Source organism: Streptomyces sp. NPDC088553 (assembly GCF_044752965.1).
Lineage (GTDB): Bacteria > Actinomycetota > Actinomycetes > Streptomycetales > Streptomycetaceae > Streptomyces.
In genome coordinates this window covers 144570-158954 of sequence record NZ_JBIVMG010000014.1, presented here as the reverse complement: position 1 = coordinate 158954, position 14385 = coordinate 144570, and the positions used below count along the sequence as shown (strand labels likewise).

The window sequence follows — 14385 nt, the reverse complement described above, 5'->3', positions numbered from 1 at the left end:
CTGTGCGCGTCGCCTCTCCGTGCTGGGAGGATGGGCCGTGTGACAGGAACGCTGGTACTCGCAGGGACCCCCATCGGTGACATCGCGGACGCTCCGCCCCGACTCGCCACCGAACTGGAGAACGCGGACATCGTGGCCGCCGAGGACACCCGGAGGCTGCGCGGACTGACCCGCGCCCTGGGCATCCACACGACGGGCCGAGTCGTCTCCTACTTCGAGGGGAACGAGTCCGCCCGTACGCCGGAGCTGGTCGAGGCCCTGGTCGGCGGCGCACGGGTGCTGCTCGTCACCGACGCGGGCATGCCGTCCGTGTCGGATCCCGGCTACCGGCTCGTCGCCGCCGCCGTCGAGCAGGACATCAAGGTGACGGCCGTCCCCGGCCCGTCCGCCGTGCTCACCGCGCTCGCCCTCTCGGGCCTGCCCGTCGACCGCTTCTGCTTCGAGGGCTTCCTGCCCAGGAAGGCGGGCGAGCGCCTCGGCCGGCTCCGTGAGGTCGCCGACGAGCGCCGCACCCTCGTCTACTTCGAGGCTCCGCACCGGCTCGACGACACCCTCGCCGCGATGGCCGAGGTCTTCGGCGCCGAACGCCGTGCCGCCGTCTGCCGCGAGCTGACCAAGACGTACGAGGAGGTCAAGCGCGGCCCGCTGGCCGAGCTCGCGGCCTGGGCGGCCGAGGGGGTACGGGGCGAGATCACCGTCGTCGTCGAGGGCGCCCCCGAGACGGGACCGGCCGAACTCGACGCCGAGGAGCTGGTGCGCAGGGTGCGGGTGCGCGAGGAGGCGGGCGAGCGGCGCAAGGAGGCGATCGCCGCGGTCGCCGCCGACGCGGGGCTTCCCAAGCGGGAGGTGTTCGATGCCGTCGTGGCGGCAAAGAACGCGGCTGGACCGGGCCCCGGAAACGGTAAAGGACTAACCTGAAAGGCAAAGCCGAACCCGGCGCGGAGACCCGTGACAGGGCACTTGGCAAGGGAAGTGCCAAATGCCTTCCATGGTTCGACCCGTGCTGATGCGCTCCGGCCCGAAAAGGCGTCCACTGGATCAGTGGAGAGGAGCTGGAATGTCCGAGATCACCGGCACCGGCATATCCGTCGCCCATGAGGCGTACGCCTTTGCCTGCATGCGCTGTGGATACGGCTGGGAGCAGGCGTACGAGATCGAGCACCACATCGACGCCGCAGGCCACAATTTCGTCGTCTACAAGGCCGACGGGGAGCGGGTCCCGTCCCCGCTGTCCAGCCCCACCTGCATGAACTGCGGCGGCCACGTCGTCAGGATCATGCGCGCGGGGCAGGTGTCGTCGGTTCTGGACCTGATCGCCGCGACGGAGAAGCACCGGCGGGGATCGAAGGAGACCAGGCCCGTCTCGCCGGCCGGACCCATCGGCCAGGAGCTGACCGAGGACGACTCCGAGCAGCCGCCGGTGCCGCACCACTGGCATCTGTCCGACCTGCTGCACCCCTTCCGGCGCCACTCCTAGGGCCTGCCCGGCGGATCCGCCCCGGGCCGGGGGCCGGCCCGCCCCGGGCCCGGGATATCCGCGCGCGCCGGCACTCATGACCCTCGTACGATCGGGGGCATGAGTGCCAAGGACGCCCCGCCGCCGCTGCCCGAACCCCTCCTCGTGGAGGTCGCGGACTCGCACACCCACCTGGACCTCCAGTCCGGGACCGTCGAGGAGGCGCTGGTCAAGGCCGCCGCCGTCGGAGTGACCACGGTCGTGCAGGTCGGCTGCGACGTGAAGGGCTCCCGGTGGGCCGCGGAGACCGCCGCCGCCCACGAGCACGTGCACGCGGCCGTCGCCCTGCACCCCAACGAAGCGCCCAGGATCGTCCTCGGCGACCCCGACGGATGGTCCCGGCAGGGCGCCCGCGAGGGGGGCGGCGACTCCGCCCTCGACGACGCCCTCTCCGAGATCGACCGGCTCGCCGCCCTCCCGTACGTCCGCGGCGTCGGCGAGACCGGCCTCGACTTCTTCCGTACGGGCCCCGAGGGCATCGCCGCGCAGGAGCGTTCCTTCCGCGCCCACATCGAGATCGCCAAGCGGCACGGCAAGGCGCTCGTCATCCACGACCGCGAGGCCCACGCCGACGTGCTGCGCGTCCTGGACGAGGAGGGCGCCCCCGAGCGGACCGTCTTCCACTGCTACTCCGGCGACGCCGCCATGGCCGAGATCTGCGCCGCCAAGGGCTACTACATGTCCTTCGCCGGCAACGTCACCTTCAAGAACGCCCAGCACCTGCGCGACGCCCTCGCCGTCGCCCCGCTGGACCTCGTCCTCGTCGAGACCGACGCCCCCTTCCTCACCCCGGCGCCCTACCGCGGCCGCCCGAACGCCCCGTACCTGATTCCCGTCACCCTCCGGGCCATGGCGGAGGTCCGTGGCATCGACGAGAACGAGATGGCCGAGGCGATCGCGGTGAACACGGCCCGCGCCTTCGATTACTGATCCATAACGCTTACGTGTCGTAGTCGAATCGCCACACTGCGCGAGGGGCGCCCGGGTAGGGTCCCGGCCTCGTGAGCACTTCCCAGGGCAGTCACCGCGCCGGACGACGGGGCGCGCCCGTGCCCGTGCACGATCAGCCGACCCAGGCCGCGCCGCTCGTCGTCCCCGCCCCGGGCGCGGCGCCGGGCGCCGTGCCGGGACTCGTCCCCGGGCAGGGCTCCCGCGCCGGGTCCCGGCGGGCCGCCCGCCGCCGCAAGGCCTCGGGGCCCGCCGGGGAGGGGCTGCGACGGCTCGTCCCGCAGGCCCTCGTCGTCGCCTTCCTGGCCGGCGGCACCAGTGCCTTCGTCGCCGACGACAAGGCCGTCCGGCTCTCCGTCGACGGCGTCCCGCGCACCCTCCACACCTTCGCCGACGACGTCGAGGAACTGCTCGCCGACGAGGGCGTCGCCGTCGGCGCCCACGACATCGTCGCGCCCACCCCCGCCGAGGCCCTGGCCAGCGGCGACGAGATCGTCGTCCGGTACGGCCGCCCCGTCGCCCTCACCCTCGACGGGCAGCGCCGCCAGGTCTGGACGACCGCCCGGACCGTCGAGGGCGCGCTGCGCCAGCTCGGGGTCCGCGCGGAGGGCGCGTACCTCTCGGTCTCCCGCGGCGCCCCCATCTCCCGCGACGGGCTCGCCCTCGACGTACGGACCGAGCGGACGGTCACCTTCCTCGCCGACGGGCGCGAGCGGACCATCCGGACGAACGCCGCCACCGTCCGCGAGGCCCTCGCCGAGGCCGGGATCACCCTCTCCGCGCAGGACGCCACCTCCGTCGTCCCCGAGTCCTTCCCGCGCGACGGCCAGACCGTCACCGTGCTGCGGATCACCGGCTCGAAGGTGACGCGGGAGGAGGCCGTGCCGTACGCCGTCGAGCGGACCCGCGACCCCGGGCTCTTCGTCGGCACCGAGGTCGTCGACCGGCAGGGCGCGGCAGGCGTCCGCCGCGTCACGTACAGCCTGCGGACCGTCAACGGCGTCCGTCAGAAGCCCCGCCGGATCGGTGAGGAGATCGTCCGCGACCCCGTCAGCCGGCGCGTCCGCGTCGGCACCCGGCCCATGCCGACCTCCGTCGCGGGCGCCGACGGCCTCGACTGGGGCGCGCTCGCCGCCTGCGAGTCGGGCGGCCGCCCGAACGCCGTCGACCCCTCGGGGACGTACGGCGGGCTCTACCAGTTCGACCCCGGCACCTGGCGCTCCCTCGGCGGCAGCGGCGTCGCCCAGAACGCGCCCGCCGCGGAGCAGACCTTCCGCGCGAAGAAGCTGTACGTGCAGCGGGGGGCGAGCCCGTGGCCCCACTGCGGACGGCGGCTGCACGGCTGAGCCCGGGTGAGGCGAGGTGAGGCGGGCTGAGCCGGGGTGACTCGGGGTGAGTCGTAGGGCTGCCCCACGGGTGCCCCGTAGGCTGTACCGGTGAGCACCACCACCGGCCCCGAAAGCCCCGACGCCCTCCTCGGCCCCGCCGACATCCGTGAACTGGCGGCCGCCCTCGGCGTACGCCCCACGAAGCAGAAGGGCCAGAACTTCGTCATCGACGCCAACACCGTCCGGCGGATCGTCCGCACGGCCGGGGTGCGGCCCGACGACGTGGTCGTGGAGGTGGGGCCCGGACTCGGCTCCCTCACCCTGGCCCTCCTGGAGGCCGCGGACCGGGTGACGGCCGTCGAGATCGACGACGTTCTCGCCGCCGCGCTGCCCGCGACGATCGCCGCCCGCATGCCCGCCCGCGCCGACCGCTTCGCGCTCGTGCACTCCGACGCGATGCAGGTCCAGGAGCTGCCGGGCCCGGCGCCCACCGCGCTCGTCGCGAACCTGCCGTACAACGTCGCCGTGCCCGTCCTGCTCCACATGCTGGAGCGGTTCCCGAGCATCGAGCGGACCCTCGTCATGGTCCAGGCCGAGGTCGCCGACCGGCTCGCCGCCAAGCCGGGCAACAAGGTGTACGGCGTGCCGTCGGTCAAGGCCAACTGGTACGCGGAGGTCAAGCGCGCCGGATCCATCGGCCGCAACGTCTTCTGGCCCGCGCCCAACGTCGACTCCGGCCTCGTCTCCCTCGTCCGCCGCACCGAGCCGCTGGCGACCACCGCCACCCGGCAGGAGGTCTTCGCGGTCGTCGACGCGGCCTTCGCCCAGCGCCGCAAGACCCTGCGCGCGGCCCTCGCGACGTGGGCGGGCTCGCCCGCGGCGGCGGAGGAGGCCCTGGTGAAGGCCGGGATCTCGCCGCAGGCGCGCGGCGAGGGACTGACGGTGGAGGAGTTCGCCCGGATCGCGGAGGCCAAGGCATGACCGCCACGGGAAGCGTCACCGTCCGCGTCCCCGCCAAGGTCAACGTCCAGCTCGCGGTGGGCGCGGCCCGCCCCGACGGCTTCCACGACCTGGCCAACGTCTTCCTCGCGGTCTCCCTCCACGACGAGGTCACCGCGACCCCCGCCGACGGGCTGACCGTCACCTGCGAGGGCCGGGACGCCGACAAGGTGCCGCTGGACCGCACCAACCTGGCCGCGCGCGCCGCCGAACTGCTCGCCGCCCGGCACGGCATCTCCCCCGACGTGCACCTGCACATCGTCAAGGACATCCCGGTCGCCGGCGGCATGGCCGGCGGGAGCGCGGACGGCGCGGGCGCCCTGCTCGCCTGCGACGCGCTGTGGGGCCTGGACTCCTCCCGCGAGGAACTCCTGGAGATCTGCGCCGAGCTCGGCAGCGACGTGCCGTTCAGCCTGGTCGGCGGGGCGGCGCTCGGCACCGGGCGCGGCGAGAGGCTGACGGAGCTGCCGGTCGGCGGCGGCTTCCACTGGGTGTTCGCCGTCGCCGACGGCGGTCTGTCCACGCCGGTGGTGTTCGGCGAGTTCGACCGGCTCACCGAGGGCGTCGAGGTCCCCGAGCCGGCCGCCTCCCCGGTCCTCCTGGACGCCCTGCGCGCCGGCGACACGACCGCGCTCGCGGCCGCCCTCGCCAACGACCTGCAGGCGGCGGCGCTCTCCCTGCGCCCGTCGCTCGCCGAGACGCTGACGGCGGGCACGGAGGCGGGCGCGCTGGCGGCCCTGGTCTCCGGCTCGGGCCCGACGACCGCGTTCCTGGTGAAGGACGCGGAGTCCGCGGAGACGGTCGCCGCCGCCCTGATCGCCTCGGGTGCCTGCCGCACGGCGCTGCCGGCGACGTCGCCGGCGCCGGGCGCCGCGGTGCTCTAGAGCTTGTTCTTGGAGATCCGGGCCAGGAGCAGGTTCGGGTCCGGGTCCACCGTGTTGAAGAAGGCCGCGCTGTTCACGTAGACGGTCTTGGCGCGCACCGCGACGGAGGTCGGGTTGTCGAGGCCGTCCGTGCGGGTGAGCACCGTCTTGTGGGTGCCGTCGGGCCGGACGAGCTCCAGCTCGTCGACCTGGTTCAGCGCGGCGAGGACCGTGTCGCCGTGTCCGGTGAAGGCGAAGTCGTCGATGGACGTGAGCCCGGTCGCCCGGGTCTCGGCCGGGCCGGCCGCGTGCTCGGGACCGGGGCCGATCGGGATGCGCAGCAGGGTCGCGCGGCCGGTGTTGGACACCCAGACGGCATCGTCGTGGACCTTGAGGCCGTTGGCGCCGAAGGGGATCTGCGCGGTGGGTTCGAGCGCGGCCCCGGTGGCCCAGGCCGTGGGCGTGCCGCCGGTCACCGGGAGGCTCCACACCGTGCCGAGCTGGGAGTCGGCCGTGTAGAGGGTGCCGCACTTCTCGTCGAGGGCGATCCCGTTGGGGAAGGCGTTCGCCGGGAAGAACCCGATCTGCTCCGGCTCGCCGCCGCCGGGCGCGATGCGCCAGATCCCGGTCTCCTCCGTGCCGGTGACGTAGGTGACGTACAGGGTGCCGTCGTGGGCGCGGGCGATGCCCAGGGCGACGGCCGCGCCGACGGGCGTCTGCGCGCCCGGCACCTCGGGCAGGGTGGCGAGGATCGTCGTACCGCCCTCCTTGGTGACGCGGGCGACCTGATGGGCGAGGGCGAAGGTGATGTCGGCGGAGCCGTCGGGTTCGAGGGCGATGTTCTCCGCGGTCTGCCCGGCGGCGAAGTCGAAGTGGGCGACGACGCGGGGATCGGTCACGGTCGGATCACCGGCCGACGCGGGCCCGGCGGCGAGCACGGCGAGGGCGGCGGTGGCGGTGGCGACGGCGGCGAGGCGTGGGTGTCTCGTCATGTGCTTCTCCTCGGGTGGGGGGTGTGAGAAGAACATGGCGGGCCGTCGGTTCGGGGGGCGGGCAGCCCGCGCCGGGAGGTCGCCCGCGTGGCCGACGGCATGGGGCCGGTTGGCACTGAGCCCGGCGGCGTTGCTCGGTCGCCGGCGCCGCGGCCCGTAACCGGCTGCCCGTCCCAGGTGCCGCACCCAGAGCAAGCGCGAAGGGCGACATCGCGAAAACGGAACGTGAGACGTGTGGGGTGGGGGTGTCGGACAAGGGTCGGCTCGGGTGTCCTTGAGGGAGGCCGTGTCAGATCTTGACGACGGTCGCGCGCCCGGCGCACAGGCCGGCCAGGTCCTCCGGGTCCGAGGTGAGCACCGTGACGGGGCCGGGAGCGGAGAGGGCCGTCGCGGCGACCATCGCGGCGACGGCGTGCTCGTGGCCGTGCAGCCCGGCTTCGGCGAGCAGGGTTGCAGCTGTACGTGCGACGGCGTCCGTCACGGGTTCGACGACGAGGCGGGACAGGGTCCATTCCAGGGCCGCCCGGTTGATGCGCGGGTGCATCACCTCCACCAGAGTGGCGGCGCTCGCCACGACGCGCAGATCATCCGCGCGGGCCAGTGCGAGCCAGGTGGCCACCTCGCGGTCACGCAGCACGGCCTTGGCCAGCCCCTCGCTGTCGAGGACCAGCGTGCCGCCAGGAGCGGCCCCGAGGCGCGTCACGCCGTGCTCGCCCCGGTCGCCCCACCCGCTTCCGGGCTGCCCTGCTGCTCGCGGGCCCGGCGCAGCTGCTCGCGTCGTTCCTGGATCTCCGCGTCCGTGACCGGCCCGTGCTCGGCCTCGGCCACCGCGACGAGTTCGTTGAGGTCGTCGCGCTCGATCTGCCGGGCGACGGCGGCCGCCACGTAGGCGGAGAGTCCCGAGGGTCCGCTGCGGGCCCGCGCGGCCTCCGCGATGTCGCGCGGCATGCTGATCGAGTACTTCTGAGTAGGCTCGGTCATGCTACTCATGCTACCGCTGGTGCTACCCGTCGGCGTGGTGTACGCGGCAACGTACTCTGGGAGATCGATCGATCCCCCGTACAGGAGTCAAAGTGGCCGTCAATCTGGTCAATGTCGAGGCTGTCAGCAAGGTGTACGGCACCCGTGCACTGCTCGACGGCGTCTCGCTCGGCGTCTCCGAGGGGGACCGGATCGGCGTCGTCGGCCGCAACGGCGACGGCAAGACCACCCTCATCCGGATGCTCGCCAAGCTGGAGGAGGCCGACACCGGCCGCGTCACCCACAGCGGCGGGCTGCGCCTCGGCGTGCTCACCCAGCACGACTCGCTCGACCCGAAGGCCACCATCCGGCACGAGGTCATCGGTGTCATGGCCGACCACGAGTGGGCCGGCAGCGCCAAGATCCGCGACGTGCTCACCGGGCTCTTCGGCGGGCTCGACCTGCCCGGCTTCGAGAACGGCCTCGACACCGTCATCGGCCCGCTCTCCGGCGGCGAGCGCCGCCGCATCGCGCTCGCCAAGCTGCTCATCGACGACCAGGACCTGATCGTCCTCGACGAGCCCACCAACCACCTCGACGTCGAGGGCATCTCCTGGCTGGCCAAGCACCTCCAGGAGCGCCGCTCCGCGCTCGTCTGCGTCACCCACGACCGCTGGTTCCTCGACCAGGTCTGCACCCGCATGTGGGACGTGCAGCGCGGTGCCGTGCACGAGTACGAGGGCGGCTACTCCGACTACGTCTTCGCCCGCGCCGAGCGCGAGCGCATCGCCGCCACGGAGGAGTCCAAGCGGCAGAACCTGATGCGCAAGGAGCTGGCCTGGCTGCGGCGCGGCGCCCCCGCCCGTACCTCCAAGCCCCGCTACCGCATCGAGGCCGCCAACGAGCTGATCGCCGACGTGCCGCCGCCGCGCGACACGTCCGAGCTGATGAAGTTCGCCAACGCCCGGCTCGGCAAGACCGTGTTCGACCTGGAGGACGTGACCGTCACCGCCGGTCCCAAGACCCTCCTCCAGCACCTCACCTGGCAGCTGGGCCCCGGCGACCGCATCGGCCTCGTCGGCGTCAACGGCGCCGGCAAGACCTCGCTCCTGCGCGCCCTCGCCGACGCCGCCGTCAGCCAGGGCGAGATCCAGCCCGCGGCCGGCAGCGTCACCGTCGGCAAGACCGTCCGGCTCGCCTACCTCTCCCAGGACGTCACCGAACTCCCCGGCACCCTGCGGGTCCTGGAGGCCGTCCAGCAGATCCGCGACCGGGTCGACCTCGGCAAGGGCCGCGAGATGACCGCCGGGCAGCTCTGCGAGCAGTTCGGCTTCTCCAAGGAGAAGCAGTGGACGCCCGTCGGCGACCTCTCCGGCGGTGAGCGCCGCCGCCTCCAGCTGCTCCGCCTGCTGATGGACGAGCCGAACGTCCTCTTCCTCGACGAGCCCACCAACGACCTCGACATCGAGACCCTCACCCAGCTGGAGGACCTCCTCGACGGCTGGCCGGGCTCCATGGTCGTCATCTCCCACGACCGGTTCTTCATCGAGCGCACCACCGACAAGACGCTCGCGCTGCTCGGCGACCAGACCCTGCGGATGCTGCCCCGGGGCATCGACGAGTACCTGGAGCGGCGCCGGAAGATGATCGAGGCGGCCGTCCCGGCGCCCGCCGCCGCGCCCGCGCAGGCGAAGCCGGGCGTCTCCGCCGCCGACAGCCGCGCCGCCAAGAAGGAGCTGCAGAAGGTCGAGCGACAGCTCGACAAGGTCTCCCAGAAGGAGGCCAGGCTGCACACCCAGATCGCCGACAACGCGACCGATTTCGAGAAGGTCGCGAAGCTCGACGCGGAGCTCCGGGAACTCGCGGGTGAACGCGAGGAATTGGAGATGCGCTGGCTCGAACTGGCCGAGGACGCATAACGAGGGCATCACAGGCCGGTCCTCCCTTGGGTACAAGGGGCGGACCGGTCGCTTTTGCGCCGACCCGTGAGTGGTAGAAAGAAAACCCGCTCACGTCAAGGGGGAACTGCTGATGACCCAGCCGCCCAGCAACCAGCCGCCGGGGGGCTTCGGAGCTCCCCAGGATCCGAACCAGGGCCCGCACCAGGGCACGCCGCCCGTGCCGCCCGTCCCGCCCCAGGCACCGCAGACCCCGCCGCCGCCCGCCGGCCCGCCCGGCGCGCCCCCGGCAGCGCCGCCCACCGCGCCCGGACCGTACGGTCAGCAGCCGCAGCCCGGTTACGGATACCCGCAGCAGGGCCAGCCCGGCCAGCCGGGGCCGTACGGCCAGCCGGGCCAGCCGGGCCAGCCGGGCCCGTACGGCCAGCAGCCCCCGCAGCAGCCGTACGGCTACCCGCAGCAGCCGGGACCGTACGGCCAGCAGCAGAACCCCTACGGCGGGTACCCCACCCAGCCGATGTACCAGGGCGCCCCCACCCCGCCGCCCTCCGGCGGCGGCCTCAAGGGCCGCACCGGTCTCGTCGCCGCCATCGCCGCGGGCGCCGTCCTGGTGGCCGCCGTCACCACCTGGGCCGTCGTCGGCGGAGGAGACGAGAAGGACCCGATCGCCGGTCCGACCGCCACCGCCGGCTCCTCCTCCAACGCCCCCAAGCCCACCGAGTCGGTGGACAAGGGCGACGGCTCGGGCGACGGATCCAAGGGCGGCGGGGACGACCTCAACGCCGGCCGCCAGGCCGGCGAGGCCAAGGTCAACTGGCTGCTCCAGAACGACGTCGACCTGCCCCGCAACGGCTCCGACGTCCTCGGTCCGTGGATCGTCGGCGACACCGTCGTCAAGGCCATGTACAAGGGCGTCTCCGGCTACAACCTGAGCGACGGCGCCCCGAAGTGGCACGTCGACGTGCCGTTCGAGCTGTGCGCCGCGCCCGCGGAGCCCTCGGCGAACGGCGTCATGGTCTTCGCGTACGCCGAGAGCGCCAAGGACGGCGCCAAGTGCACCTCGCTCCAGCAGATCGACCTGAAGACCGGCAAGGCCGGCTGGAAGAAGGCCGTACCCAAGCCCAAGGGCCTGTTCGCCTTCTCGGACAACACCCTGTCCATCAGCGGCAACACGGTGACCGTCTCCGGCACCAGCAGCTCCTACGGCTTCTCGCTGACCGACGGCAAGCAGCTCTTCACCGGCGCGACGACCGGCTGCAAGCCCTTCGCGTACGCCGGCGGCAGCAAGCTGATCGCCGCCGTGGACTGCCCGTCGGGCAGCACCACCAAGAAGGTCCAGGGCGTCAGCGAGGTCGACCCGAACACGGGCAAGCCCAAGTGGACCTTCAAGCTGGAGACCGACTGGGAGGTGGACCGGGTCTACTCGATCGACCCGCTGGTCGTCTCCGCCACCCAGCGCGAGCAGAAGAAGTGGACCATCTTCACGCTCAACCCGAACGGTTCGCTCCGCTCGCAGATCCAGGGCGGCAAGGACAAGTTCGCCCCCTCGTGCGGCGGCGGCTTCGTCATCTTCGGCAAGAACCTCCAGGGCTGCACGGGAGTCGCGGCCGACGCGAGCACCTTCTACATGGCCACCGAGACCTCGTACGGCACCCCCAACGAGGTCGTCGCCTTCGACCTGAAGACCGGCAAGGCCAAGTGGCGCTCCAAGGCGCCCGGTGAGCAGTCGATGATCCCGCTCCGCATGGAGGGCGGCCAGGTCCTGGTCTACGTGGATCCGTCGTACGACAAGGGCGGCGCCGTCGCGACGATCGCCCCCACCGGCGGTGCGCCGAAGATCGTGCTCCAGCACCCGGCGTCGACGGCCCAGGTCGAGAACAACTTCTACAGCCCGGGCTACGCGTACGGCGCCAGCACCTTCGTCGTGGCGAGCGGACGCGTCTCCGCCTCGAACGACAAGGAAGAAAAGCTGGTCAAGACGATGATGGCCTTCAGCAAGTGAGGTACACGGACCGATGACGCAGCCACCCCCACCGCCACCGAACCAGCCCCCGGACCCGCAGGGCGGCTTCGGCGCGCCGACGCCGCCCCCGCAGCAGCCGGAGCCCGGTTACGGCTACCCGCAGCAGGCACCGCCGCCGCAGCCGGACCCGGGGTACGGCTACCCGCAGCAGGCGCCGGACCCGGGCTACGGCTATCCGCTGGGGGCGCCTCCCGGGCCGCAAGGCCCAGGGGGACAGCCCCCGGCGCCGCCGCAGCAGCCGTACGGCTACCCGGCGCAGCCGCCCACGCAGCCCTACGGGGCCGGCTACCAGCAGCCGGCCCAGCCCCCGTACGGCCATCCGCAGCAGCCGCCCTACGGCGGGTACCAGCAGCCCCCCACGGCCGCGGTCCCGGCCGCGGCGCCGGGCGGCAAGAAGCTGTCGGCGCAGCTCCAGATCGTCATCGCGGCGGTCGTCGCCGTGGTCCTGATCATCGGCGCCGGTATCTGGTACGCCAACTCCGGTGACGGCGGCGGCAAGGCCGACGAGTCGAAGGGCACCGGCGGCGCCTCGCAGGGCGCCACCGGCGGGTCCGGCGACACCAAGGGCATCGGTGGCGGCGGCAAGGAGAAGCCGCCGGCGAACACCCGGGCGAAGATGACGTTCAAGGTGGACCAGCCGGTGGTGCCGGACGTCACCGACGTCACGGGTTCCTGGCTCACCGACAAGGCGTACGTGAAGACGGGCGTCAACTCGATCGTCGCCTACGACCGCGACAAGGGGTCCGTCCTGTGGACGCTGCCCCTGACCGGTCAGGTCTGCGGCAGCTCGCGTCATCTGACGGCCGACAACAAGCTGGCGATCCTCTTCGAGGCCACCAAGCGGGTCGCGCCGCGCTACTACCAGCAGTGCACCGAGGTCGGCCTGGTCGACCTGAACGCCGGAAAGCTGCTGTGGTCCACCTCGGTCACCGGCGGCACCGTCGGCGACCAGAAGGTCCGGTTCGGCGAGGTCACGCTCAGCGGGAAGACGGTCGCGGCCGGCGGCTCCGACGGCGGCGCCGCCTTCGACATCGCCAACGGCAACCCGCGCTGGAAGCCGCAGGCCAACGACCAGAACTGCTACGACCTGGGATACGGCGGCGGCGAGGGTCTCGTCGCGGTCCGCAAGTGCGGCGCGTACGACGCCCAGTACGTGATGATCCAGAACCTCGACCCGATGACGGGTGCCCCGGTCGCGCAGTTCAAGATGCCGAGCGGCGTCAAGTACGCGTCCGTGGTCTCCACCAAGCCGCTGGTCGTCGCGGCCGACGTCGGCGACAGCGCCGGCGACGGCAGTGGCATCTCGGACTTCTTCTCCCTCGACGAGAAGACCGGGAAGCTGAAGGCGAAGATCACGGCGGACGCCGACCAGTACGCGGCCCGCTGCCGCTCGACCAAGGTCGAGTCCTGCACGAAGGTGCTCGTCGGCAACGGCCGGCTGTACGTGCCGACCGAGGAGCACGAGGGTTCCACCGGGGAGTACGGCGACGAGACGAACGAGCTCATCGCCTTCGACCTGGCCACCGGGAGGACGGTGCCGGAGAAGGCGGACGCGGGTGACAAGTACACCCTGGTCCCGCTCCGCATGGACGGCGGCAACCTCATCGCGTACAAGGAAGGGCCCTACAACCAGGGCGGCCGGATCGTCTCCGTCGACGGCGGCACGATGAAGGAGACGCTCCTCCTGGAGAACCCGGCGGACAAGGCCATCCACGACGTGGAGAAGGCCTTCTCCCCGGACTACTCGGAGATCCTGTACCGCGACGGGCGGGTGTTCATGTCCGACATGATGCTCTCCAAGCCGCGGGCGTCGGCGTCGCCGGACGACAAGGAGTATCTGGCGGTGTCGTTCAGCACCCACTGATCTCGTTGACATCGCACGGATGTCCGTGAGGTTCGCGCGGCCCGGCGCGTCGGTTCACCCCGACGCGCCGGGCCGTTTGCGCGGGGTGCCGGTGGGTGAGGAATTCGGGGTCGAGCGGGTGGCCGGCGGACGGCGGCCCGGAGGATGGGGGATGACCGGGATGGGCGTACGGCTCGTGGTGGTGGACGACCACCGCCTGCTCGCGGAGGCGCTCGCCTCGGCGTTGAAGCTGCGCGGGCACCGGGTGCTCGCGGCGGCCGCGCCGGTGGCGGGGGCGGCGGAGCTCGTGGTGAGCCGGGCGCCGGAGGTCTGTCTCCTGGGGACGGCCGCCCCGGCCGAACCCGGGGCCTTCGACGTGGTCGTACGGATCAAGCGCGAGCGGCCGCAGGTGGCCGTGGTGGTGCTCGGTCCGGTGCCCTCGCCGCGCGGGATCGCGGCGGCGTTCGCCGCCGGGGCCTCGGGCTACGTCCGGCACGACGAGCGCATCGAGGGCGTCGAGCGCGCCCTGGTGAAGGCGAGGGCGGGGGAGTCGGCGGTGGCGCCGCAGCTGCTCCAGTCGGCCTTCGCGGAGCTGCTGCACCCCTCGGCGCAGCCGGACGACGAGGGCCAGCGGCTGCTGCGGCTCCTGACGCAGCGGGAGGTGGAGGTCCTCGTCCGGGTCGCGGAGGGGGAGGACACCCGGCTGATCGCGGAGGGGATGGGGATCGCGCCGAGCACGGCCCGGACGCATGTGCAGCGGGTCCTGATGAAGCTGGGGGTGGGGTCGCGCCTGGAGGCGGCGGCCCTCGCGGCCCGTACGGGGCTGCTCGACCGCGCGCTGCCGGTGCAGCGGGGCCCGTCCCTCTGACGGTCTGCGTCTCTGACGTCCCGGTCCTCCGGCGGCTCGGTCCTCTGACGTCCCGGCCCTCCGGCGGCCCGTCCTTCTGAAGCCCGGTTCCTTCGTTCGTGGGAGGGGCCGGGCTTCGCCGTTGACGGTGATGTTGGAATGTGATTC

Annotated in this window: 13 protein-coding genes; 10 read left to right on the top strand and 3 right to left on the bottom strand. The window is 72.8% G+C overall.

Annotated features, from left to right (window positions below; all coding sequences use genetic code 11):
* The first annotated feature begins 30 nt into the window (after positions 1-30).
* The 6 genes from rsmI (at position 31) to ACIP8Z_RS34925 (ending at position 5675) form a co-directional block, all read left to right on the top strand.
* Positions 31-918 (top strand): 16S rRNA (cytidine(1402)-2'-O)-methyltransferase, encoded by an 888-nt coding sequence (gene rsmI / locus ACIP8Z_RS34950; protein ID WP_189833481.1) that lies wholly within the window; start codon positions 31-33, stop codon positions 916-918.
* Positions 919-1057: 139 nt separating this feature from the next.
* On the top strand, positions 1058-1477 hold the full coding sequence (locus ACIP8Z_RS34945) for a hypothetical protein (protein WP_402090597.1): 420 nt from the start codon (positions 1058-1060) through the stop codon (positions 1475-1477).
* Positions 1478-1576: 99 nt separating this feature from the next.
* On the top strand, positions 1577-2446 hold the full coding sequence (locus ACIP8Z_RS34940) for a TatD family hydrolase (RefSeq protein ID WP_402090595.1): 870 nt from the start codon (positions 1577-1579) through the stop codon (positions 2444-2446).
* 71 nt (positions 2447-2517) lie between these two features.
* Entirely contained in the window at positions 2518-3810 is a 1293-nt protein-coding gene (locus tag ACIP8Z_RS34935; protein ID WP_402090593.1) for a ubiquitin-like domain-containing protein, read from the top strand.
* A gap of 90 nt (positions 3811-3900) precedes the next feature.
* Complete coding sequence (gene rsmA, locus ACIP8Z_RS34930; RefSeq protein WP_209495235.1) at positions 3901-4773, top strand: 16S rRNA (adenine(1518)-N(6)/adenine(1519)-N(6))-dimethyltransferase RsmA; 873 nt, start codon at positions 3901-3903, stop codon at positions 4771-4773.
* Positions 4770-5675, top strand: a complete 906-nt coding sequence (locus ACIP8Z_RS34925; RefSeq protein WP_402090591.1) for a 4-(cytidine 5'-diphospho)-2-C-methyl-D-erythritol kinase — start codon at positions 4770-4772, stop codon at positions 5673-5675. The genes rsmA and ACIP8Z_RS34925 overlap by 4 nt, the downstream gene beginning before the upstream one ends.
* Here the strand turns inward: ACIP8Z_RS34925 and ACIP8Z_RS34920 are convergent.
* The 3 genes from ACIP8Z_RS34920 to ACIP8Z_RS34910 all read right to left on the bottom strand — a co-directional run bounded on the left by ACIP8Z_RS34920 (position 5672) and on the right by ACIP8Z_RS34910 (position 7627).
* Positions 5672-6646, bottom strand: a complete 975-nt coding sequence (locus ACIP8Z_RS34920; protein ID WP_402090589.1) for a hypothetical protein — start codon at positions 6644-6646, stop codon at positions 5672-5674. The two genes, ACIP8Z_RS34925 and ACIP8Z_RS34920, sit on opposite strands and share 4 nt — an antisense overlap.
* 289 nt (positions 6647-6935) lie before the next feature.
* On the bottom strand, positions 6936-7349 hold the full coding sequence (locus ACIP8Z_RS34915) for a DNA-binding protein (protein WP_402090587.1): 414 nt from the start codon (positions 7347-7349) through the stop codon (positions 6936-6938).
* On the bottom strand, positions 7346-7627 hold the full coding sequence (locus tag ACIP8Z_RS34910; RefSeq protein ID WP_402090585.1) for a CopG family transcriptional regulator: 282 nt from the start codon (positions 7625-7627) through the stop codon (positions 7346-7348). The genes ACIP8Z_RS34915 and ACIP8Z_RS34910 overlap by 4 nt, the downstream gene beginning before the upstream one ends.
* 92 nt (positions 7628-7719) lie before the next feature.
* On the opposite strand from ACIP8Z_RS34910, the gene ACIP8Z_RS34905 reads away from it, so the two are divergent.
* The 4 genes from ACIP8Z_RS34905 (at position 7720) to ACIP8Z_RS34890 (ending at position 14238) form a co-directional block, all read left to right on the top strand.
* Positions 7720-9525, top strand: a complete 1806-nt coding sequence (locus ACIP8Z_RS34905) for an ABC-F family ATP-binding cassette domain-containing protein (RefSeq protein WP_402090583.1) — start codon at positions 7720-7722, stop codon at positions 9523-9525.
* Between the two features lie 112 nt (positions 9526-9637).
* A complete protein-coding gene (locus ACIP8Z_RS34900; protein WP_402090581.1) occupies positions 9638-11506 on the top strand; it encodes a PQQ-binding-like beta-propeller repeat protein in 1869 nt (622 codons plus the stop codon).
* A gap of 13 nt (positions 11507-11519) precedes the next feature.
* Positions 11520-13391 (top strand): PQQ-binding-like beta-propeller repeat protein, encoded by a 1872-nt coding sequence (locus tag ACIP8Z_RS34895; RefSeq protein WP_402090579.1) that lies wholly within the window; start codon positions 11520-11522, stop codon positions 13389-13391.
* Between the two features lie 160 nt (positions 13392-13551).
* The gene (locus ACIP8Z_RS34890) at positions 13552-14238 is read left to right on the top strand and encodes a response regulator transcription factor (protein ID WP_402090662.1); all 687 of its coding nucleotides are present in this window, start codon (positions 13552-13554) and stop codon (positions 14236-14238) included.
* The last annotated feature ends 147 nt before the right edge of the window (positions 14239-14385 follow it).